General features: G+C 64.1%; 22 protein-coding genes. 11 read left to right on the top strand and 11 right to left on the bottom strand.

Annotated elements, in window-relative coordinates; translation table 11 throughout:
• Positions 1-88: 88 nt before the first annotated feature.
• Positions 89-826, top strand: a complete 738-nt coding sequence (locus AC1RMF_RS20700) for a hemerythrin domain-containing protein (protein WP_493143990.1) — start codon at positions 89-91, stop codon at positions 824-826.
• 27 nt (positions 827-853) lie between these two features.
• On the opposite strand, the gene rocF is transcribed toward AC1RMF_RS20700, so the two are convergent.
• Complete coding sequence (gene rocF, locus AC1RMF_RS20695; RefSeq protein ID WP_493143986.1) at positions 854-1768, bottom strand: arginase; 915 nt, start codon at positions 1766-1768, stop codon at positions 854-856.
• Positions 1765-2772 (bottom strand): asparaginase, encoded by a 1008-nt coding sequence (locus AC1RMF_RS20690; RefSeq protein ID WP_493143984.1) that lies wholly within the window; start codon positions 2770-2772, stop codon positions 1765-1767. Before AC1RMF_RS20690 ends, rocF begins: the two co-directional genes overlap by 4 nt.
• Positions 2773-2848: 76 nt before the next feature.
• On the opposite strand from AC1RMF_RS20690, the gene AC1RMF_RS20685 reads away from it, so the two are divergent.
• Complete coding sequence (locus AC1RMF_RS20685) at positions 2849-3688, top strand: phytanoyl-CoA dioxygenase family protein (RefSeq protein ID WP_493143982.1); 840 nt, start codon at positions 2849-2851, stop codon at positions 3686-3688.
• Positions 3689-3763: 75 nt separating this feature from the next.
• Positions 3764-4921 (top strand): aminotransferase class V-fold PLP-dependent enzyme, encoded by a 1158-nt coding sequence (locus AC1RMF_RS20680; protein ID WP_493143981.1) that lies wholly within the window; start codon positions 3764-3766, stop codon positions 4919-4921.
• A gap of 37 nt (positions 4922-4958) precedes the next feature.
• On the opposite strand, the gene AC1RMF_RS20675 is transcribed toward AC1RMF_RS20680, so the two are convergent.
• The 5 genes from AC1RMF_RS20675 to AC1RMF_RS20655 form a co-directional block, all read right to left on the bottom strand.
• Positions 4959-6143 carry a pyridoxal phosphate-dependent aminotransferase gene (locus AC1RMF_RS20675; RefSeq protein ID WP_493143980.1) on the bottom strand — a complete coding sequence of 395 codons (1185 nt, stop codon included), beginning with the start codon at positions 6141-6143 and terminating at the stop codon, positions 4959-4961.
• 25 nt (positions 6144-6168) lie between these two features.
• On the bottom strand, positions 6169-6894 hold the full coding sequence (locus AC1RMF_RS20670) for an LrgB family protein (protein ID WP_342619121.1): 726 nt from the start codon (positions 6892-6894) through the stop codon (positions 6169-6171).
• Complete coding sequence (locus AC1RMF_RS20665) at positions 6887-7249, bottom strand: CidA/LrgA family protein (RefSeq protein ID WP_342619120.1); 363 nt, start codon at positions 7247-7249, stop codon at positions 6887-6889. Before AC1RMF_RS20665 ends, AC1RMF_RS20670 begins: the two co-directional genes overlap by 8 nt.
• Before the next feature lie 6 nt (positions 7250-7255).
• Positions 7256-8758: an FAD-linked oxidase C-terminal domain-containing protein gene (locus AC1RMF_RS20660; protein WP_493143978.1), complete on the bottom strand. Its 1503-nt coding sequence runs from the start codon at positions 8756-8758 to the stop codon at positions 7256-7258.
• 101 nt (positions 8759-8859) lie between these two features.
• Entirely contained in the window at positions 8860-9747 is an 888-nt protein-coding gene (locus AC1RMF_RS20655; protein WP_342619118.1) for a LysR substrate-binding domain-containing protein, read from the bottom strand.
• Between the two features lie 57 nt (positions 9748-9804).
• Between AC1RMF_RS20655 and asd the strand changes: the two genes are divergently transcribed.
• Positions 9805-10650: an archaetidylserine decarboxylase gene (gene asd, locus AC1RMF_RS20650; protein ID WP_493143977.1), complete on the top strand. Its 846-nt coding sequence runs from the start codon at positions 9805-9807 to the stop codon at positions 10648-10650.
• A 35-nt stretch (positions 10651-10685) separates the two neighbouring features.
• Here the strand turns inward: asd and AC1RMF_RS20645 are convergent, their stop codons facing one another.
• Positions 10686-10997, bottom strand: a complete 312-nt coding sequence (locus AC1RMF_RS20645) for a BTH_I0359 family protein (protein ID WP_493143976.1) — start codon at positions 10995-10997, stop codon at positions 10686-10688.
• Positions 10998-11083: 86 nt separating this feature from the next.
• Positions 11084-12205: a DUF3108 domain-containing protein gene (locus AC1RMF_RS20640; protein ID WP_493143974.1), complete on the bottom strand. Its 1122-nt coding sequence runs from the start codon at positions 12203-12205 to the stop codon at positions 11084-11086.
• A gap of 61 nt (positions 12206-12266) precedes the next feature.
• Here AC1RMF_RS20640 and AC1RMF_RS20635 point away from each other — a divergent pair, with 61 nt between their 5' ends.
• Positions 12267-13265 (top strand): fumarylacetoacetate hydrolase family protein, encoded by a 999-nt coding sequence (locus AC1RMF_RS20635; protein WP_493143973.1) that lies wholly within the window; start codon positions 12267-12269, stop codon positions 13263-13265.
• A 29-nt stretch (positions 13266-13294) separates the two neighbouring features.
• Here AC1RMF_RS20635 and AC1RMF_RS20630 read toward each other — a convergent pair whose 3' ends face one another.
• Together AC1RMF_RS20630 and AC1RMF_RS20625 are read right to left on the bottom strand one after the other, a co-directional pair.
• Entirely contained in the window at positions 13295-13894 is a 600-nt protein-coding gene (locus AC1RMF_RS20630; protein ID WP_342619113.1) for a MarC family protein, read from the bottom strand.
• A complete protein-coding gene (locus AC1RMF_RS20625) occupies positions 13894-14307 on the bottom strand; it encodes a VOC family protein (protein ID WP_493143970.1) in 414 nt (137 codons plus the stop codon). The genes AC1RMF_RS20630 and AC1RMF_RS20625 overlap by 1 nt, the downstream gene beginning before the upstream one ends.
• Positions 14308-14404: 97 nt before the next feature.
• On the opposite strand from AC1RMF_RS20625, the gene AC1RMF_RS20620 reads away from it, so the two are divergent.
• The 6 genes from AC1RMF_RS20620 (at position 14405) to AC1RMF_RS20595 (ending at position 20074) form a co-directional block, all read left to right on the top strand.
• Positions 14405-15112, top strand: coding sequence for an energy transducer TonB (locus AC1RMF_RS20620; RefSeq protein ID WP_493143969.1), 708 nt, complete (start codon positions 14405-14407; stop codon positions 15110-15112).
• Positions 15113-15130: 18 nt separating this feature from the next.
• A complete protein-coding gene (locus tag AC1RMF_RS20615; protein ID WP_342619110.1) occupies positions 15131-15826 on the top strand; it encodes a MotA/TolQ/ExbB proton channel family protein in 696 nt (231 codons plus the stop codon).
• A gap of 9 nt (positions 15827-15835) precedes the next feature.
• Positions 15836-16243 carry an ExbD/TolR family protein gene (locus AC1RMF_RS20610; RefSeq protein WP_493143967.1) on the top strand — a complete coding sequence of 136 codons (408 nt, stop codon included), beginning with the start codon at positions 15836-15838 and terminating at the stop codon, positions 16241-16243.
• Positions 16244-16342: 99 nt separating this feature from the next.
• Complete coding sequence (locus AC1RMF_RS20605) at positions 16343-17017, top strand: PhaM family polyhydroxyalkanoate granule multifunctional regulatory protein (protein ID WP_493143965.1); 675 nt, start codon at positions 16343-16345, stop codon at positions 17015-17017.
• Between the two features lie 22 nt (positions 17018-17039).
• Positions 17040-18290 (top strand): FIST signal transduction protein, encoded by a 1251-nt coding sequence (locus tag AC1RMF_RS20600; RefSeq protein ID WP_493143963.1) that lies wholly within the window; start codon positions 17040-17042, stop codon positions 18288-18290.
• Between the two features lie 20 nt (positions 18291-18310).
• Positions 18311-20074, top strand: a complete 1764-nt coding sequence (locus AC1RMF_RS20595; protein WP_493143961.1) for a methyl-accepting chemotaxis protein — start codon at positions 18311-18313, stop codon at positions 20072-20074.
• Positions 20075-20090: the final 16 nt, after the last annotated feature.

The following is a 20090-nucleotide window of genomic DNA, read 5'->3' as shown; positions in this document are numbered from 1 at the left end:
ATAGTTAGCCGCAAGAAGACGGTGAAATTTCTACAGTCATGCCGTGGATGGATAGCCACATGTGAATTGAACCAACCAAGGGAAAACTATGAAATTTGATAATGCTGAATCTGCCGCAGTGGCCCATGCCAACAGCCACGTACGCCTGGACATCTACCGTGACATACACAAGGCACTGCGCATGTGCATGGGTCACACGCTGCAACGGGTCGGCAGTGCGGACTGGCAGGACGCGGCCTGCGTAGCCAAGGCATGCGAACAGGTGCAAGGCCTGGCCGATTTCTGCGAAGGCCACCTCGCGCATGAAAACGCCCACGTTCACGCGGCCATGGAAGCCCGTGCGCCGGGCTCCAGTGGCAAGATCGCTGCGGAACACATCGAGCACGAACTCGAAATTGCGGCATTGCGCAATCTGGCCAACCAACTGGCGGCGGCACAACCGGCGCAGCGCGAATCGGCAGCACGCGCGCTCTACCAGACGCTGGCGTTGTTCATTGCGCACAACATGGTGCACATGCACGTAGAGGAGACGCAGAACAACGCGGTGTTGTGGAACAGCTATACCGACGCAGAAATCCTCGGCATCGAGCAGCGTCTGGTGGCCGATATCGCGCCGCCCATGATGATGCAGTCCATGCGTTGGATGATCCCTGGCATGTCCCACCCCGAGCGCGTGGCCAAGTTCACCGGCATCAAAGCCGGTGCTCCCAAGCCCGTGTTCGAAGCCCTGATGAATGTGGCCCGTGAGACGCTCAACGACACGGAATGGGCCAAGCTGGCACGTGCCCTGCAACTGCCGGTTACCCCCGGTCTGGTCGCTGGCTGAGTGGCAAAGGGCGCGGCGATGGGGACGTCAGTCCCGCATCAGCGTGCTCTTGCCGAACAACGACTCGATCAGGTCCACCGCCACCTCTGCCGTGCGGTTGCGCTCGTCCAGCGCGGGGTTGAGCTCCATCACATCCATGGAGGCCAGCAGGCCGGTGTCGGCAATCATCTCCATGCACAGCTGCGCTTCCCGGTAGGTGGGGCCGCCGCGCACGGTGGTGCCCACGCCGGGGGCGATGTCGGGGTCCAGAAAGTCCACGTCAAAGCTCACATGCAGATGGGTGTTGTCGTCGAGTTCCATCAGGGCCTGCTCCATGGTGGCGCGCATGCCCATCTCGTCGATGAAGCGCATGTCGAACACCTCCAGCCCCTGCGCGTGCACAAAGCGTTTCTCGCCCTGGTCCACGCTGCGGATACCGATCTGGCGCACCCACTGCGCCTGGATGGCGGGCACCTGTCCGCCGATTTCGATCAGCTCCTGGGGGCCGTGTCCGCACAGGCAAGCCACCGGCATGCCATGGATATTGCCGCTGGGTGTCAGGGTGCTGGTGTTGAAGTCGGCATGCGCGTCCAGCCAGAGCACGCGCAGCCGTTTGCCGGTGTCGCGGCAGTGGCGTGCCACGGCGCTGATGCTGCCAATACCCAGGCAATGGTCGCCGCCCAGCACGATGGGCAGGCGGCCCAGTTGCAGTTCGGCGTAGACCGCCGCATGCAGCGTCTGGTTCCAGGCGGTCACTTCGGCCAGGTGCCGGTAGCCGTCGACCGGCGGCAGCCAGGGGTTGCGCGGGCCGCTCAGGTTGCCGCGGTCCAGTACCTCCAGGCCGTGGCTCTCCAGCGTGCTGGCGATGTGGGCCACGCGCAGGGCTTCTGGCCCCATGCTGGCGCCGCGGCTGCCAGCGCCCACATCGGTGGGTGCGCCTATCAGGCTGATCTGTGTGTTCATGGTGTGTGCAGTGTGAAGATGGGAGAGCGGCTGCCCACATGCAGGCCGCGCGCGTTGCGCAGGGTGCTGGCACGCCAGGGTTCCAGTTGGGTGCGCTGTGCATCGTCCAGCCAGCCCAACTGGTCCAGCACGGCCACGGTGGCGGCAAACAGGGCTGGCTTGTTGCCGTCAATGATCTTGATGGCCAATGCCTCGCCCCGGCTCTTGCTGCCAATCACCTGCACACCGTCGGCGCCCACCTTGCTGACCCAGTCGCCGCGCCCGGCCTGCATGAAGGCCAGATCGTTGCGCGCCGTGCCGCTCACCATCCAGGGCTCTGCGGTCATGGCGCTGGAGAGCGTGGCAAAGCTCTCGCCGAACTCCGCGTCGGCTGCGCCACTGGCCAGCCGCGCATAGCCATAGGCCAGGCGCGACAGCGGCATGGCGTAGTTGGGCGCCGAACAGCCGTCTATGCCCATTCCCATATCTTCTGCGTCCATGCCCACCGCGCGGGCCACGTCACGGCGGATGGCTTGCTGCAGTGGGTGGTCCGGGGCAATGTAGTCCTGCACCGGCCATCCGCTTTGCACGCAGTGCGCCAGAAAGCCCGCATGTTTGCCGCTGCAGTTGTTGTGGCGCTCGTCAAACTGCAGCCCTTCCGGTGGCGCCTGCTCCAGCTGGGTGAAGATGCCCGGCACATGGCAGCCGCAGCGCAGCGTCTTGTAATGCAGGCCGGCTTTGCCCAGCATGGAGTCGGTCGCCGCCACATGGGCGTCTTCACCGTTGTGGCTGGCACACATCATCGCCACTTCGGCTTGTGTGAAGCCCAGTTGGGTGTGGCCGCCGGCCTCTATGAACGGCAATGCCTGCAGTGCCTTGAGGGTGGAGCGGGTGAAGGTGCGCAGGTGGGCGTCGCCCGCATGGGCGACCAGCTCGCCGCGTGTGTTGACCACCGCAATGGCGCCGAAGTGCAGGCATTCGCTTAAAGACCCGCGGGTGAGTTCGATCAGGGGTTCGAGTTGCATGGCCGCAAGCATAGTGCGTATGGAGCGAAAGCGGATGCCTTGCCTATACTGCCGACATCAACAAGGGTTTTTGAGCATGCTTTCACAAGAGCAGATGGCGCGCTACCAGCGCGAGGGTTTCCTGGTGTTGCCAGGCTTCAAGCGCGCGGACGAAATTGCCGCGTTGCGCGCACGCGCCATGCAGATGGTGCACGATTTCGACCCGCAGACCAGCAAGACCATCTTCACCACCAACGACCAGGTCCGCACCATAGACCGTTACTTCCTGGACTCCGCAACCAAGAGCAGTTGCTTTTTTGAAGAAGAGGCGTTTGATGCGCAAGGCAACCTGCGCCAGGCCAAGGAGTTGTCCATCAACAAGATCGGCCACGCCATGCACGATCTGGATCCGGTGTTCAGCGCGTTTTCGCGCGGCGCGGCACTGGACGCGGTGGCCAAGGGCGTGGGCTTGGAACAGCCGCAGATCTGGCAGTCCATGTACATCTTCAAGCAGCCCGGCATTGGCGGCGAAGTGGGCTGGCACCAGGACGCCACCTTCTTCGACAGTACCCCCATCAGCGTGACCACCTTCTGGTTTGCATTGGAAGACGCCACGCTGCAGAACGGCTGCCTCTGGACCCAGGTGGGCGGGCACCACGGCCCCTTGCGCGAACGCTTTGTGCGCCACGGTGACGTTGTGCGCAAGGATCCCCTGGACGCCACGCCCTGGCCCGATAGCAGTACGGCGGTTCCGCTGGAAGTGCAGGCCGGCACGCTGGTGGTGTTCCACGGCCTGCTGCCGCACTACAGCGCGCCCAACCGCTCCCCCATCTCGCGCCATGCCTACACCCTGCATGTGACCGACGCCCGTACCGCGTATGCGCCCACCAACTGGATACAGCGCGGAGCAGACTTCCCGGTGCGCGGGTTTGTCTAGCTGCGCTAAACAGCCCCGCGTGCTAAGCTGACTGCCCGACTTTGCTGACATAACAATTTGACGGAGACCCCCACCATGCCAGGACTCGTACCCCATATTGATCCGGACGGATTGCTCGAATTTTCCGTGGTCTATACCGATCGCGCACTCAACCACATGTCGCAGCGTTTCCAGGGCGTGATGCGTGACATTTCCGCCATGCTCAAGGAGGTGTACCACGCGCTTTCCGTGGCGCTGGTCCCCGGCAGCGGCACCTTCGGTATGGAAGCCGTGGCGCGCCAGTTCGCCACCGGCAAGAAAGCCCTGGTCATCCGCAACGGCTGGTTCAGCTACCGCTGGACGCAGATCTTCGAGATGGGCAGCATCCCCGCCGAATCCACCGTGCTCAAGGCGCGCCGCATCAATGATTCCAAGCAGTCGCCCTGGGTTCCCTGCCCGATTGCCGAAGTGGTGGCTACCATCCGCGACAAGAAGCCCGATGTGGTCTTCGCCCCCCACGTGGAAACCTCGGCCGGCATGATCCTGCCCGACGACTACCTGCGCGCCGTGGCCGATGCGGTCCACGAAGTGGGAGGTCTGTTTGTGCTGGACTGCATTGCCTCGGGTGCGCTCTGGGTCAACATGGAGGCATTGGGCGTGGACGTGCTGGTGACCGCCCCGCAAAAGGGCTGGAGCGGCTCACCCTGCTGCGCCATGGTGATGCTCAGCGCCCGCGCGCGTGCCGCCATCGATGGCACCACCAGCACCAGCTTTGCCTGCGATTTGAAGAAGTGGCTGCAGATCATGGAAGCCTACGAAAAAGGCGGCCATGCCTACCACGCCACCATGCCCACCGACGCTCTGGTGCGCCTGCACGAGGTGATGCGCGAAACCCGCGCCTACGGTTTCGAGAAAGTGCGCCAGGAGCAGATTGCCCTGGGTACCCAGGTGCGTGCGCTGTTCGAGAGCCGCGGCATTGTCAGCGTGGCGGCAGAGGGCTTCAAGGCGCCTGGCGTGGTGGTGAGCTACACCAGCGATGCCGACATCCAGAACAGCAAGAAGTTCCTGGCGCTGGGCCTGCAGACCGCCGCCGGCGTGCCGCTGCAGTGCGACGAACCGGCCGACTTCATGACCTTCCGCGTCGGCCTGTTCGGCTTGGAGAAGCTGCACAACGTGGACCGCAGTGTGGCGCATCTGGCTGCCGCGCTGGACGCCATGGGCATCAAGGCCCCGGTCGAAGCCGTCGTCGCCTGAGCGGCTTCAGGGCCCGCGGCGCAAGTTGCCCGCGGGCTCAGTGGGCGTTGCGCGCCTGCAACCAGGTCTGCAGGCGCGCAACGCCCTGGTGCAGACGCGCAATGTCCTTGGACGCAAAGCACCAGCGCAGCCAGCCATTGGCCTCCGGGGCAAACGCATTGCCCGGTGCCAGGCCCAGCCCCGCTTCCTGCACCAGCCGCTTGGCAATGGTGAGTGAGTCACCCGCCACCGGCACCTTGAAAAACGCATACATCCCGCCCTTGGGGCTGGCCACTTCCACGCCTGGCAGCGCCTGCAATGCAGGCACCAGCGCATCGCGGCAGGCCTTGAGGTGCTGCACCACGCGCGGCGTGACTTCATCGGCACGATCCAGCGCCGCGATGCCGGCACGCTGCACAAAGGTGCTGGCACAGGAGGTGTTGAACTCGATCAGCTTGCCCATGGCCTGCGTCAGCGTGGGCGGCAGTACCAGCCAGCCTAAGCGCCAACCGGTCATGAGGTAACTCTTGGAAAAGCTGTGTACCACCAGCAGCCGGTCTTCTGGCACGGAATGGTCCAGAAAGCTGGGCGCGCAGGCCTGCGCTGTGGGCTCGTAATACAGGTTTTCGTAGACCTCGTCGGCCAGTATCCAGGTGCCTGTCTTGCGGCAATGCGCCAGGATGGCACGCTGCTCCTCGGGCGTGAGCGTCCAGCCCGTGGGGTTGTTGGGCGCGTTGACGATCAGCAGCTTGGTGGCTGGCGTGATGGCCGCCAGCAGCGCGTCCAGGTCCAGCGTCCAGGCGCCCGCCTTGGGTTGCAGGCTGACCGTGCGCAACTTGCCGCCCATGATCAGCGCCTGCGCCGTCAGGTTGGGCCACACTGGGGTAACCGCCACCACTTCATCACCCGGGTCCACAATCGCCTGCACCGCCAGCATCAGCGCACTCACGCCGCCACTGGTCACCGCAATGCGGTCCGCCGTGATGCCCGCGCCCGCATTGTGCTGCGGGTGCTTGGCCGTCATGGCGCGGGCAAGGCCTTCGCGCAGCGGCGGCAGGCCCAGGTTGTGGGCGTAAAAGGTCTCGCCCTGGCGCAATGAATCGATGGCCGCTTCACGGATGAAGTCGGGTGTGACTTCATCGCTCTCGCCAAACCAGAAAGCCAGCACATCGGTGCGCCCTATGCCGGCGTTGGCTACTTCACGGATCTTGGATTCTTCGAGGTTCTGTATGGTGCTGCGCATGGTAGTGGGGCGTGTGGAAACAGCCTCACAGCATACGCGCTACCAACGGTATCAGGACCGATGCAAACACGACCTGCAACCCCAGCGCCAGCGCCGCCCAGGCACCGGCATCGGCGTTGACCTGCATGGCGCGAGCCGCGCCTATGCCGTGCGCCGCAGTGCCCAGCGCAAAGCCGCGCGCCATCCAGCCGGTGGCATCCCTGCCGATGCGCAACACATCAAACAGGTACTTGCCCGACAGCGCGCCCACCATGCCAGTCACCACCGCGAACACAGCAGCCAGCGCCGGAATGCCGCCTAGTTTTTCCGCCACACCCATGGCCACCGGCGCCGTCACCGACTTGGGCGCCAGAGACAGCAGCACATCGTGCGGCAGGCCCAGTGCCCAGGCCAGGCCGGTGGCGCTGACGGCAGCTGCCGCACCGCCGGCCAATGCCGCGATGGCAAAGCGGCTCCAGCGCGAGCGCAGCACGGCGCGGCGCTCCCACAGCGGCCAGGCCAGCGCCACCACGGCGGGCCCCAGCAGAAAGTGGATGAACTGCGCACCCGAAAAATACGTGGGGTAGGCAGTGCCGGTGAGCGTCAGCCCCACGGCCAGTGTCAGCACCGACCACAGCACCGGATTGGCCCAGGCGGCCTGGCCCATGCGTCCGTAAAAGGCCTGCGCCAGCACATACACCACCAGCGTGGCGGTCAGCCCAAACAGGGGCGTGGAAGACAGGTACACCCAGAGCTGCACGAACTCAGCCATGGCCCTCCTCCGTAGCATCGTCTTTGAGCAGGGCGCGCAGCACCAGTGCCGTGACGGCCAGGCTGGCCCAGGTGGACAGCACGATCACCACTGCGATACGCACGCCGTAAGTGCCCAGCACATCCAGGTGCGTCATCACGCCCACACCGACCGGCACAAACAGCAGCGAGAGGTGCTGCAGTAAAAAAGCCGCCACCGCACCCACGCTTTCCTGAACCAGAGGCCAGCGCAGCGCCACCAGCAACAGCAGCATGCCCACCACCGGTCCGGGTAGGGGCAGATGCAGCCCGCGTGAAATCACCTCGCCAATGGATTGCAGCAGCAATAGCCAGGTGATGCCGCGCAGTGCCTGCATCGCAGCCTAGAAACGTTCGAGTTCGGGGTGCTTGATCTGCCCGCCGCGCACCAGCATCTTGCCGTACTCGGCACAGCGGTGCAGCGTGGGAATCACCTTGCCCGGGTTGAGCAGGCCCTTGGTGTCAAAGGCCGCCTTGAGGGCAAACATCTGGGCGTTCTCTTCGGCGGAGAACTGCACGCACATGCTGTTGAGCTTTTCCACGCCCACACCGTGCTCGCCCGTCACCGTGCCACCCATGGCCACACTGGTTTCCAGGATGTCGGCGCCAAACAGTTCGCAGCGGTGCAACTGGTCGGGGTCGTTGGCATCGAAGAGGATGAGCGGATGCAGGTTGCCGTCGCCAGCGTGGAACACATTGCAGCAGCGTAGCTGGTATTTCTTTTCCATCTCCTGGATGGCCAGCAGGATGTCGGCCAGGCGCTTGCGCGGAATGGTGCTGTCCATGCACATGTAGTCCGGGCTGATGCGGCCCGATGCGGGGAAGGCATTCTTGCGCCCGCTCCAGAAGCGCATGCGCTCAGCCTCGCTCTGGCTCACCGCAATGCGGGTGGCACCGGCGGCTGTGAGCACCGCACTCATGCGGCCGATTTCCTCTTCCACCTCTTCAGGCGTGCCGTCGCTCTCGCACAGCAGGATGGCGGCAGCGTCCAGGTCGTAGCCGGCGTGCACGTAGTCTTCCACGGCGGCGGTCATGGGCTTGTCCATCATCTCCAGCCCGGCCGGGATGATGCCCTCGGCAATCACGGAGGCTACCGCTTCCCCGGCTTTGCGCACGTCGTCGAAGCTCGCCATGATGCAACGCGCCAGAAGGGGCTTGGGCACCAGCTTGACGGTGACCTCAGTCACCACCGCCAGCATGCCCTCACTGCCCACCAGCACGCTCATCAGGTCGTAGCCGGGCTCGTCCAGCGCGTCGCTGCCAAATGTGACGGGTTCGCCTTCGGCAGTGAAGCCACGCACCTTCTGGATGTTGTGCAGCGTCAGGCCGTATTTCAGGCAGTGCACGCCGCCGGAGTTTTCCGCGACGTTGCCACCAATGGTGCAGGCGATCTGGCTGCTGGGGTCGGGCGCGTAGTACATGCCATAGGGTGAGGCTGCTTCGCTAATAGCCAGGTTGCGCACGCCACACTGCACTACCGCTGTACGGCTGCGCTTGTCGATCTTCAGGATCTTGTTGAACTTGGCCAGCGACAGGGTCACGCCCAGCGGGTTGGGCATGGCGCCGCCCGACAGGCCGGTGCCTGCACCGCGCGCCACCACGGGCACTTCCAGCGCGTGGCAGGCCTTGAGCACGGCGGCCACCTGGGCCTCGGCTTCCGGCAATGCCACCAGCAAGGGGCGGGCGCGGTAGGCGGTGAGGCCGTCGCATTCGTAGGGCGTGGTGTCTTCTGTCTGGTAGAGCAGGGCGTGGGGTGGCAGCAGGGGTTTGAGGGCCTGCAACACGCGGGCCTGCAGTTCGGCGCGTTGCATCAATTCGTTGGCAGCAGATGGGGTCGGGGCGTTCATGAAGAGCGTGTTTTGGGGTGTCTGTCCACTGTAGGGCAAGCGCCGCAGGTGTGGCGTGAATTAACTTGCACGGGCTGTTGAATTGCCGCCACGTTGTGTGGTCAGGCCATGGCCTTCTTGAGCCACTCGGTGAAAGCGGCCACTTCCCAGCGGTCCATGGCACCGGTGCGCCAGCACAGGTAGTGGGCGTGGGGGCTGGGCACATTGCGCATGAACGCATCGGCGGTGCCCAGGCGCACCAGGGAGCCTTGCTCCAGCCAGGGCGCACCCAGTTTCAGCCGCACCAGTGCGATGCCCATGCCGGCAGCGGCGCAGTCGCACATTAGGCCGATGTCGTTGAACTGCGAGCCTTCGGTGGGTTCGGGCCAGTCCAGTCCGTTGGCAGCAAACCAGGTGCGCCAGGGTTCCAGAGGACTGCGCAGCAAGGGCATGTTGTCAAGATCCTGCGCCGACTCGAATGGCCCGTGCTCACGCACATAGGTGGGTGAGGCCAGGGGCGTCACTTCGTCCTTGGTCAGGCACAGGTATTCCAGGTCGGAGTAACGCCCGGCGCCAAAGCGCACCGTCAGGTCGGCGTCTTCGGCCACCACGTCCAGCAGCGGGATGGATACCTGCAGCGTCAGGTCGATTTCCGGGTAGGCGTCGGTGAACTGGCGCAGCCGGGGGATGAGGATGCTGCGCGCAAAGGTGGGCGTGACGGCCAGCCGCAGCTTGCGTTTTCCCGGAACCGAGGTGGAGCTGGGGAACTTTTGCAGGATGGCCAGCCCTTCACGCACATGGGCCAGGTATTCACTACCCTCGGTGGTGAGCGAGAAGTCGGCCCGTCCGAACAGCTTGGTGCCTATGATCTCCTCCAATTGGCGCACCCGATGGCTGATGGCACTGGGCGTGACATGCAGTTCTTCGGAGGCCTGGGTCACACTGCGCAGGCGCGCCAGTGCTTCAAAGGTCAACAGACACTGGATCGGTGGAATGCGGGCGGTGCTCATGCCCTCACTATAATTCGCGGCCCTCCCCCTGCATACCCAAACACCCGAGAAACTGCCATGTCCGACTCCCTAGCGGTGCTGCCGCAGTACCTCCTGCCCAAGAAGGCGCTTACCGTCTTCGCCGGCTGGGTAGCCGGTGCCAAGGGTGGCGCCATCACCACAGCGCTGATCCGCTGGTTCGTCAAGCGCTACCAGGTGAACATGGGCGAGGCGGCCCAGCCGGACATTTCCGCGTATGCCAGTTTCAACGACTTTTTCACCCGCGCGCTCAAGGCCGGTGTGCGCCCTCTGGCCGCAGCCGATTACCTGTGCCCGGTGGACGGCGCCATCAGCCAGTTCGGCCCCATAGCCGGCGACCAGATCTTCCAGGCCAAGGGCCACAGCTACAGCACCACCGCGCTGGTGGGTGGCGACGCGGCGCTGGCGGCGCAGTTCCAGGATGGCGCCTTTGCCACCCTGTACCTGAGCCCGCGCGACTACCACCGCATTCACATGCCCTGTGACGGCACCTTGCGCCGCATGATCTATGTACCAGGCGATCTGTTTTCGGTGAACCCGACCACCGCACGCGGCGTACCGGGCCTGTTCGCCCGCAATGAACGGGTGGTGTGCGTGTTCGACGGTGCCGACGGCCCGTTTGTGCTGACCCTGGTGGGCGCCACCATTGTGGGCAGCATGGCCACGGTCTGGCATGGCCAGGTGAACCCGCCGCGCAGCCCGCAGGTGTGCGAGTGGCATTACGACGCCGGTGCCGTGCAATTGAAGAAGGGTGAGGAGATGGGCCGCTTCCTGCTGGGCTCCACCGTGGTGATGCTGTTTGGCAAGGGCAAACTGGCGTTCAACCCGCAGTGGGCGCCCGCTGGCGCCATCCGCATGGGCGAAGCCATGGCCTCAAAGCCCTGAAAGGGCGACTTCCCCGCGTGCTGCGCGGGGAGGGTTCAGTGCACCAGTACCGGGTTTTGCGCCAGTTCGGCGTAGCGCTCCAGCGTGTCTTCCACCTCTTCCTGAGTCGGGGTGTTCACCTGCCAGGCAACGATGTGCTGTTGGAACAGTTCGGCCCAGGATCCGTCCAGATAGACCTCTTTGCCGGATCGTTTGTCCACGATTTCAAAGCCGTGGCGCAGCAGCATGGGCAGTACCTGCGCACCGTGTTCTGACTTGCTGGCTCCGGAGGGGTGTTGCACCTCCGACTCCAGGTTGGCCAGCATATGGGTGACCGAGTAGGTTTCAGAATCGTAGAGTGTGTGCATGTCGTAGCGGGTTCCTATGTTGCTTTGCAATTGGGAGCGGGCTGTCGCAATTCAAGACTAACAGGAAAACTCGGCTTCCAAGGGCTTCAGTCCGGTTTTTGTGACTTTCGCCACAAAAGGTCGGCAAATGCCCCGCTGGCCTCGGTAATGCGGATGCGCACCGGCAGGTAGCGCATGTCCGGTGCCAGCCAGATTTCGATGCGCTGGTCGAATTCCACGGTGGGCTCCTTGACAAAGCGCACCACCATCAGCGTGCCGCCCGGCAGTTCCATGGATTCCGGCGTGCCAGCCTTGAAGTCCCACAGTTCCGCCCGGTGTGCATCGGCTGCCTGGAAGCTGATGACCGAACCCGCCGGGTAGCGCGCAGGCTCGCCCGCCACCATGGCACTGAGTTGCAGCATCGCGCTGAGCTTGTCCTGTGCACCTGCCTGCAGCGGCACGTCCGGGTTGTTGGCACTGAAGGAGATGATGCCCTTGTCGCGCTGGAAATGGGTGGCCTGCTCGGCGCCGCGCGGCTTGTCGCCAAAGCGCGTGGGTTGCAGGCCGCTGTCAGTCAGCTCGCCCTTGCTGGTCCAGGTGCGCAGCCGAAAGCCGAAAGCCGAGAGCTCCAGCTTGGCGGTGTACTGCAGCGTATCGGGTTGCCATAGCAGCTCGCCGGACGCGGCGTACTTGATGTACCCCTTTTCCTCGCCCTTGCCGTCATACAGCAGCCGCACCGGCTCGGAATAGGACACCTTCTGGGCGCGCCGGACTTCGGCGCCCGCAGCGGCGGCGGTGGAAGCGACTAGCGGCGAGGGCGTCACGCTGGCACTGGCAGGTGGCTCGGGTTTGGCTGCGGCAAGCACGGCCGGTGCACTGGCAGGCGGTTGCGGTGCTGTCGCTGCTATGGCTGGTACGGCACCCACGGTGTCTGTAGGGCCGGGTGCGGCAACTGCGGGCGCGGGGTCGACTGTGGCCACGGGCGCCGGTGGTTCCAGGGCGGGCGCTATCGGCTTAGGAGTCGCGTGGGGTGCGGGCCGGGGGGTGGGGTCGTGTGGCGGAGTCGGACGAGCGGCTGCCGGTGGCTCGTCGATGGTGCGGGTCTCGAAGTGCAGGTCTGAGGCACTGTCAGGGCCTCCCACGTGAAAGCCTATGCCGCTGGGCAGGCCGCCTAGCAGCAGCACATGGGCCAGTGCAACGGCGGCGGTCAGGATCAAAAGCTTGCGCATGGAGTAGGGCGTGGTGGGCAGTGAGTTTAGGGCACAGCATAAATGCGGCGAAAATCCCCCCATGAAACTTGCAAGCTACAAAGACGGTTCCCGCGACGGCCAGTTGGTCGTGGTCTCCCGGGACCTGAGCCAGGCCCATTACGCCACCCACATTGCCAACCGGCTGCAACAGGTGCTGGACGACTGGAATTACCTGTCACCGCAGTTGCAGGACATTTATGACGCGCTGAACGCAGGCCGTGCGCGCCACGCCTTTCCTTTCGACCCGGCCCAGTGCATGGCGCCGCTGCCGCGTGCCTACCAGGTGGTGCAGGCCGATGCCTATCCCAGCCTGGGCGCCTTGCTGAACAAATCCCGCGGTGTGGAAGAGGCCGCGCTCTCGCTGCAGATGGCGCAGGCCAGTGGCGACGCGCTGCTGGGGGCGCACGAGCCGCTGCGCTGTGCCACCGAGGCGTTTGGTGTGGATTTTGGTGCTGCCGTGGCAGTGATCACTGGGGACATACCGCAGGAATGCCCGGGTGACCGTGCTCTGGACGGTGTGCGCTTGCTGGCGCTGTGCAATCTGGTGACGTTGCGCAACCTGCTGCCTGCCGATGCAGCCGCCAGCGCTTCGGTGCAGAGCCAGTGCGCCACCGCTTTCAGCCCGGTGGCAGTGACGCCCGATGAACTGGGTGAAGCCTGGTCCAAAGGGCGGGTGAACCTCACACTGCAATGCAGCTGGAATGGCCGCAAGGTAGGCATGGGCGACGCGGGTGCGGGCATGGGCATGCATTTCGGTCAGCTGCTGGCGTATCTGGCCAAGACCCGCGCAGTGCGCGCCGGCAGCATAGTGGCCGCAGGCCCGGTCAGCAATGCGGGGACCGAGAAAAAGGGCCAGTGGAGCTGGCCAGCCGGCTACCACTGCATCGCCGAAAAACGCGCCATGGAAATCGTGCAGGACGGGCAGGCGGCGACAGAGTACCTGCGGTTTGGCGACACCGTGCGTATCGACATGAAGAACACCGCCGGCCACAGCGTGTTCGGCGCGATCGAGCAGGAAGTGGTGGCGCTGCAGGACTGAGTCCGGCCTGGGTACCGTGAATTCGGCGCTTAGCCGTGCAGTTGCTGTGCGAAGGTCTTGATGCCGCGCAGCATCATCTCGATGGCCACGGACACCAGCACCAGACCCATCAGCCGTTCCACGGCCACCACCAGGCGGGTGCCGATGATGCGCTGGATGCGCTCGGCCGAGACCAGCACCACGGCGCTCACCAGCATGGTGACGCACAAGGCACCAATCCACTCCATGCGCCGCTCCGGTTGCTGCGATACCAGCAGCAGCACGGTAGCCAGCGCGCTGGGGCCGGCCACGGCGGGCACCGCCAGCGGCACGATGAGTGGCTCTTCCATCTGTTCCGGGTCCATGCTTTCAGGCGGAGGGAACACCATGCGCAAGGCGATCAGGAACAGGATCACGCCGCCGCCGATCTGCAGCGCCAGCTCGCTCAGGTTCATGACCTGCAGGAAGCGCTCGCCCACAAACATGAAGGTAAGCAGCAGCACAAAGGCGATCATGATTTCGCGCAGGATCACCCAGGGCCGGCGCTGCGGCGCGACATGCTTGAGCGCGTTGGCAAAGATGGGGATGTTGCCCACCGGGTCGGTAATCAGCACCAGCAGGATGGTGGCCGACAGAAAGGTGTAATTCATCATGCTGCGTACAGGGTGTCGAGCGAGGCAACCCCTTTGACCTCGATCGGGTTGCCAAACGGGTCCAGGAAGAACATGGTCCATTGCTCGCCGGGTTGACCGGCAAAGCGCAGTTGCGGCTCCAGCACAAAGGCGGTGCCGGCATCCTGCAGGCGCTGTGCCAGGGCCTGCCAGTCGGGCAGGGTCAGCACCAGTCCAAAGTGCGGCATGGGCACCAGGTGGTCACCCACATGGCCGGTGTTGGCCGTCTTGAAAGGTTCGCCCAGGTGCAGCGAGAGCTGGTGACCGAAGAAATCAAAGTCCACCCAGGTGGCGGTGCTGCGCCCTTCGGCGCAGCCCAGCACGCCGCCGTAAAAGCGGCGCGCGGTATCCAGGTCGGTGACGTTGAAGGCGAAATGAAACAGGCTGCGCATGCCCGCAGGATAGCAGCCCGTGCAATGGCCAATATGGCGGCGTAAGGCCCGTCACGGCGCTGGGGGCGGTATGGAGGAAAATGGGGTGCTCCACCCCATGTCGCTCACCAACCCCGTCCATCGCCAGCGTTTTATTCTGGTCGCCTGTGTGCTGCTCTTGCATGCGCTGGCGCTATGGGCCTTGCAGACGGGCCTGCTGCAGCGTTTTGTCGAAGCTGATCGTGAAATCGTGGTGCCAGTGGAGGCCATTTCGGAGCAACCGATGCCCGCGCCCGTTGCACCTGTGAAACCAGCCCCTGCAAACAAGGAAGTGCCTGCTCCCAAACAGAATGCCGTCACAATACCGGCGCCTTTGCTACCCAACCCGGCACCGGTGGCCGTGCCTGCGCCGCAGGCGATTGCCGATGCCACGCCCGCACCCAGTGCACCCGCGGGCGTTCAGGCTGGCCAGCCGGCATTGGCGGCGCCGGCACAGCCTTTGGCTGCACTGCCAGTTGCTGCGCCACCTGCCGCTCCCAAGGTGGAGCTGCCCTCCAGTACCGCCGACTACCTGCACAACCCCAAACCAAAGTACCCCCTGCTTAGCCAGAGCCGCAACGAGCAGGGGAAGGTCATACTCAGCGTATTGGTGGGGCCGGACGGCAAGGTGCGTGAAGTAGTGGTGAAGTCGTCCAGTGGTTTTAATCTGCTGGACCGCGCGGCGCGCGAAGCAGTATTGGAATGGACGTTTGTCCCGGGCAAACGCAATGGCGCACCGGTGGAGATGTCGGTGGACGTGCCCATTCCCTTCCAGCTGACGGATTAGTTTTTGGAGAACAAGGCAATGAATCCCACTTTCGGGTTGGTCAATGTGTGGATGCAAGGCGACGCGGTCAGCCGCGTCGTGCTGCTGGTGCTGCTTGCGATGTCCCTGGCCTCGTGGCTGGTGATCGGTTTTCGTTTGCTGGACCTGCGGCGCCTCTCCCGTCAGGCGGCTGCCATCGAATCCTTTTGGCACGCCAAGGACTTTGCAGAAGGGATACGCGCGCTGGGGCCGGTAGACAGTCCGTTTGTGGCGCTGGCGCAGGAAGGTCAGAAGGCTGCAACCCATTTGACAGGGAAGGGCAGCGCGCAGGCCGAGTTGCACGAAGGCTTTGACTTCAGTGACTGGGTGACGCGCAGCCTGCGCAACAGCGTGGATGACAGCACCGCGCGCATGCAGTCCGGCCTGGCCATCCTGGCTTCGGCGGGTTCCACCGCACCCTTTGTCGGTTTGTTCGGCACGGTCTGGGGCATCTACCACGCGCTCATGTCCATCGGCATGGCGGGCCAGGCCACCATCGACAAGGTGGCAGGGCCCATTGGCGAAGCGCTGATCATGACCGCCCTGGGCCTGGCAGTGGCCATTCCGGCAGTGCTCGGGTACAACGCGCTAGTACGTGCCAACAAGGCCATCATTGCCAAGCTCAACCGCTTCGCCCATGACCTGCATGCCTACTTTGTGACCGGCGCGCGCGTGGGTTCAGGCAAGCACACCTAAGGAGCGCACATGGCCTTCGGAACCCAGGACGACACCGACGAAGTCATGAACGAGATCAATATGACGCCCCTGGTGGACGTCATGCTGGTACTACTCATCATCTTCATCATCACCGTGCCGGTGATGCAGCATGCGGTCAACATCGAGTTGCCGCGCGCCACCAACCAGCCCGAGAACATCAAACCCGAAACCATACGCCTGAGCGTGGATGCCTCCGGTGCCTATTTCTGGAACGACGTCCCACTGAGCGATGCCGAACTGCCCGCGCGCATGGCTGCGGCGGCGGCCAGGGTGCCCCAGCCCGAGTTGCATATACGCGGTGACAAGGCGGTACGCTACGAGCGTGTGGCCAGTGCCATGGCTGCCGCCCAACGCGCCGGACTGCACAAAATCGGCTTTGTCACCGACCCCGGCTAGGCGCCGTTTGCGCTCCGATTTAACTGCCGTGGAGGCTTGTGGATGGAGTACAGTGCTTGCAAGGCAGCGCGCATATTTCAATGACTTCAAGGAGACAGCATGAGCGACACAGACGCCACCGGATTTGCCAAGTTCGTCCCAGGTTTTGATTTCTTGCAGACCCTTGCCAAGGGTGCCAGCGCCAGCGTGAACCAGATGCCCAATATGGGCAACTGGATCGCTCCCACACTCAGCGTGGAAGAACTCGACAAGCGCATTGGAGAACTCAAGAACGTGCAGTTCTGGCTGGAGCAGAATTCCCGCGCGCTCTCGGCCACCGTCCAGGCACTGGAAGTGCAGCGCATGACGCTGGCCACGCTCAAGGGCATGAACTTCAACCTGAGCGAGGTGGCCAGCGCATTTGGTGCCAAGTCTGCCGAGACGCCCGCCTCCCCGCCGCCCAAAGCGGCAGAAAAGGCCGCCAGCGCAGCCAAGCCTGCAGACGAAGAGCCCACTGCAAGTGCCGAACCCGGCAAACCGGCTTCCAAGGCAGCGGCGGGTGCGTCCATGGTCGACCCCCTGCAGTTGTGGGGTTCCCTGACACAGCAGTTCCAGCAGATTGCGTCCAACGCTATGCAGGAAGTCACGGCCAAGGCGGGCATAGACCTGGCCAAGACCATGGCGGCTGCCAGTGCCAAGGAGCCCGTCAAGGCAGCCCCCGTGGCGCGCAAGAAGGCTCCGGCCAAGAAGACAGCTGCGCGCAAGACGGCAGCGCGCAAGACCACCGGCCGATAACTGCATCGATGGCAGGCGTGGAATGAAGCTGTTTCCCTATGGCCATGCCACGCATCCGCAGTGGCAAATGGCGGCGGCTCTGGTACTGGCGCAATTGCGTGCCCAGATGGCGCTGCACGGCTATGCGGCGAACCCTACGTTGGCCTTGCTCTACATCACCGACCACTACGCCACCGACGCGCAAGACATTCTGGAATACCTGAGCGGCGAACTGCCCCTGGTGACGGATTGGTCCGGCACCGTGGGCGTGGGCATCAGTTCCAACAACGTGGAGTACTTTGACGAACCCGCACTGGCCGTCATGTTGCTGGAATTGCCTACCGATCAGTACCGCATCTTTTCCGGTGTGGCACCGCTGGGCATGGGCTTTGAGGTCAACACGGCACTGGTGCACGCAGATGGCAGCACGCCCGACGTGGTGGAGCTCATTGCCGAGCTGGCGCATCGAACGGATGCCGGTTTCCTGTTCGGAGGACTGTCGTCCAGCCGGTCGGTCAGTGTGCAATTTGCCGTCGCTGCCGACGGCAACATCAGCGGGCAGGGTGCGGCCAGCGGCGTGTTTAGCGGAGGTATGAGTGGCGTGGCATTCGGCCCCGGCGTGGGCCTGGTGTCGCGTGTTACGCAAGGCTGCGTGCCGGTATCCGCTGCGCGCACGGTGACTGCGGCGGACGGCAACCTGATCCTTGAGCTCGACGGGATTCCCGCGCTTGACGTATTGCTGGAGGACCTGCACGTCACGCTGGACAAGCCGCAGGAGGCCATAGAAGCGGTGCGCTCGACCCTGGTCGGTCTGGTCGAGGCCGGTGATGAACTGGTTCGCCAGACCGGCAACTTCGGCAATGACGTCACGGTGCGCCACATCATCGGACTGGACCCGGCCCGCCGCGGCGTGGCCATCGCAGCACCGGTGCAGCAGGACAGCCGCATGGCCTTTTGCCAGCGCAACATGCAGGCGGCGCGTGCCGACCTGATGCGGGTGTGTGCGGAGATCCGGGAGGAGCTGGAGCCGCAGGAGATGCCGTTGCAGACCGCCAATGCCCTGATGGCCTCGGAGCTGGAGTCGGCGCCCCATCCGGCGCGCCGCATAGCCGGAGCGGTGTATGTGAGTTGCACTGGCCGTGGTGGACCGCATTTTGGCGGCCCCAGCGCCGAGCTGCAACTGGTGCGCAGGGCGCTTGGCGATGTGCCACTGGTCGGTTTCTTTGCCGGCGGCGAGATCGCCTATGACCATCTGTATGGCTACACCGGCGTGCTGACCGTGTTTACTACATAAGATTTGGGCCAGAGACAAATATGAATACATCCAATATAAAAATCGCCACCTTGTTGCGCCTGGGCTTTGGCCTGCTGGCCATTTTGATCGTGATCATGGGGGCCTTGAGCCTCTGGAAGGCCAACAGTGTGCAGGGCTCATTCAGCAGCGTCCTGGACAACCGTTATCCCAAGATCAGTGCATTGCAGTCCATCAATAGCCGCGCCAGGGAATCCAGCCGTATCCAGCGAGATCTGCTGCTACTGTCAGATGCCGATGACATCAAGAAGGCCATAGAGTCCGTCGGACGCCTGCAGAAGGAAGACGCAGACCAATTTGCCAAGTTGGAAGGCACATTCAAATCCGAAGAGGGCCAGACGCTCTTCAAGGCAACCCTGGCTGCGCGCGCCCAATATGTGCCGGCAAGCCAGAAATTCATGAACAAGGCGGTCAGTTCCCAGGAACTGGCCAAGATCGCGCTGCAGACTGAAGTCGCGCAGCTGGAGCAGAATTACCTTGCTGCGGTTGATGCGCTGGTGATCTTTGTGGAAAAGCAGATGCAGGGGGCCCGCGAAGAGGCCTCATCGGCAATCAGCCAGATGCGCATGGCAGTGGAAATCGCAGGTGGCCTGGCGCTGGTTGCTGCAGTGCTTGCCGCGATTTGGATTCCCCGTGTTGTTGCGCAACCCATCAACCTGGCCGTAGACGTGGCGCGCGCTGTTGCGGGTGGCGACCTCACCTATTCCTTTGAAGCCCGGGGCAACAGCGAAACCGGCATGCTGTTGCGTGCGTTGAAGGAAATGCAGACGGCATTGGTGCGGGTGGTTTCGCACGTACGCCAGGGCTCGGAAAGCGTGGCCACGGCCTCTTCGGAAATCGCGCAGGGCAACCATGATCTGTCCGCCCGGACTGAGAGCCAGGCCAGCGCGCTGGAGCAGACCGCCGCCAGCATGGAGGAACTGGGCTCCCAGGTAAAGCACAACGCCGACAACGCGCGCCAGGCCAACCAATTGGCCATGAATGCCTCCACCGTCGCCGTACAGGGCGGGGAAGTGGTGGGCCAGGTGGTACAGACCATGCAGGGCATCAACGAGAGTTCGCGCAAGATTGCCGACATCATCAGCGTGATCGATGGCATTGCCTTTCAGACCAACATCCTGGCGCTGAATGCCGCGGTGGAAGCAGCGCGCGCCGGAGAGCAAGGCCGCGGCTTTGCAGTGGTGGCTTCCGAAGTCCGTGCCCTGGCCGGACGCAGTGCCGATGCGGCCAAGGAAATCAAGTCCCTCATCGGTGCGAGCGTGGAACGTGTGGAGCAGGGCACGCTGCTGGTGGACAAGGCGGGCGCCACCATGACCGAGGTGGTGGCGTCCATCCGGCGCGTCACCGACATCATGGGCGAGATCAGCGCTGCCAGCGGCGAGCAGTCCGCCGGTGTGGCGCAAGTGGGAGAAGCCGTTTCCCAGATGGACCACACCACGCAGCAGAACGCAGCCCTGGTGGAGCAGATGGCGGCAGCGGCCAGCAGCCTCAAGACCCAGGCGGGCGAACTGGTGCAGGCCGTGGCGGTGTTCAGGCTGGGGGCGGCGGACCATGTGCCCTTGCCCAGCAAAGTCGGCGTGCGGTCACCCAACTCTCAGGGCAAACCTTTCAACGGGGAAGAGCGTCGTGCAGACGCGGCCGCCAAGGCAAAGCCCGCCGCACCCAAGGCTGCCGCACCTGGGCCTGCACCCGTGCGCGCGGAACCACCCACGCTCACCGCCAAGGTCACACCGGCCAAGGGCGATGACGAGTGGGAAACCTTTTGAGCTGAGGCGTTGACTG

The organism is Rhodoferax sp. GW822-FHT04A08 (genome assembly GCF_058801025.1).
This window is presented reverse-complemented; position numbering and strand designations above follow the sequence as displayed.

Excerpts from the sequence above, each read along its gene's own strand:
- AC1RMF_RS20700 (WP_493143990.1), top strand. The coding sequence starts at position 89 with ATGAAATTTGATAATGCTGAATCTGCCGCAGTGGCCCATGCCAACAGC.
- rocF (WP_493143986.1), bottom strand. The coding sequence starts at position 1,768 with ATGAACACACAGATCAGCCTGATAGGCGCACCCACCGATGTGGGCGCT.
- AC1RMF_RS20690 (WP_493143984.1), bottom strand. The coding sequence starts at position 2,772 with ATGCAACTCGAACCCCTGATCGAACTCACCCGCGGGTCTTTAAGCGAA.
- AC1RMF_RS20685 (WP_493143982.1), top strand. The coding sequence starts at position 2,849 with ATGCTTTCACAAGAGCAGATGGCGCGCTACCAGCGCGAGGGTTTCCTG.
- AC1RMF_RS20680 (WP_493143981.1), top strand. The coding sequence starts at position 3,764 with ATGCCAGGACTCGTACCCCATATTGATCCGGACGGATTGCTCGAATTT.
- AC1RMF_RS20675 (WP_493143980.1), bottom strand. The coding sequence starts at position 6,143 with ATGCGCAGCACCATACAGAACCTCGAAGAATCCAAGATCCGTGAAGTA.
- AC1RMF_RS20670 (WP_342619121.1), bottom strand. The coding sequence starts at position 6,894 with ATGGCTGAGTTCGTGCAGCTCTGGGTGTACCTGTCTTCCACGCCCCTG.
- AC1RMF_RS20665 (WP_342619120.1), bottom strand. The coding sequence starts at position 7,249 with ATGCAGGCACTGCGCGGCATCACCTGGCTATTGCTGCTGCAATCCATT.
- AC1RMF_RS20660 (WP_493143978.1), bottom strand. The coding sequence starts at position 8,758 with ATGAACGCCCCGACCCCATCTGCTGCCAACGAATTGATGCAACGCGCC.
- AC1RMF_RS20655 (WP_342619118.1), bottom strand. The coding sequence starts at position 9,747 with ATGAGCACCGCCCGCATTCCACCGATCCAGTGTCTGTTGACCTTTGAA.
- asd (WP_493143977.1), top strand. The coding sequence starts at position 9,805 with ATGTCCGACTCCCTAGCGGTGCTGCCGCAGTACCTCCTGCCCAAGAAG.
- AC1RMF_RS20645 (WP_493143976.1), bottom strand. The coding sequence starts at position 10,997 with ATGCACACACTCTACGATTCTGAAACCTACTCGGTCACCCATATGCTG.
- AC1RMF_RS20640 (WP_493143974.1), bottom strand. The coding sequence starts at position 12,205 with ATGCGCAAGCTTTTGATCCTGACCGCCGCCGTTGCACTGGCCCATGTG.
- AC1RMF_RS20635 (WP_493143973.1), top strand. The coding sequence starts at position 12,267 with ATGAAACTTGCAAGCTACAAAGACGGTTCCCGCGACGGCCAGTTGGTC.
- AC1RMF_RS20630 (WP_342619113.1), bottom strand. The coding sequence starts at position 13,894 with ATGAATTACACCTTTCTGTCGGCCACCATCCTGCTGGTGCTGATTACC.
- AC1RMF_RS20625 (WP_493143970.1), bottom strand. The coding sequence starts at position 14,307 with ATGCGCAGCCTGTTTCATTTCGCCTTCAACGTCACCGACCTGGATACC.
- AC1RMF_RS20620 (WP_493143969.1), top strand. The coding sequence starts at position 14,405 with ATGTCGCTCACCAACCCCGTCCATCGCCAGCGTTTTATTCTGGTCGCC.
- AC1RMF_RS20615 (WP_342619110.1), top strand. The coding sequence starts at position 15,131 with ATGAATCCCACTTTCGGGTTGGTCAATGTGTGGATGCAAGGCGACGCG.
- AC1RMF_RS20610 (WP_493143967.1), top strand. The coding sequence starts at position 15,836 with ATGGCCTTCGGAACCCAGGACGACACCGACGAAGTCATGAACGAGATC.
- AC1RMF_RS20605 (WP_493143965.1), top strand. The coding sequence starts at position 16,343 with ATGAGCGACACAGACGCCACCGGATTTGCCAAGTTCGTCCCAGGTTTT.
- AC1RMF_RS20600 (WP_493143963.1), top strand. The coding sequence starts at position 17,040 with ATGAAGCTGTTTCCCTATGGCCATGCCACGCATCCGCAGTGGCAAATG.
- AC1RMF_RS20595 (WP_493143961.1), top strand. The coding sequence starts at position 18,311 with ATGAATACATCCAATATAAAAATCGCCACCTTGTTGCGCCTGGGCTTT.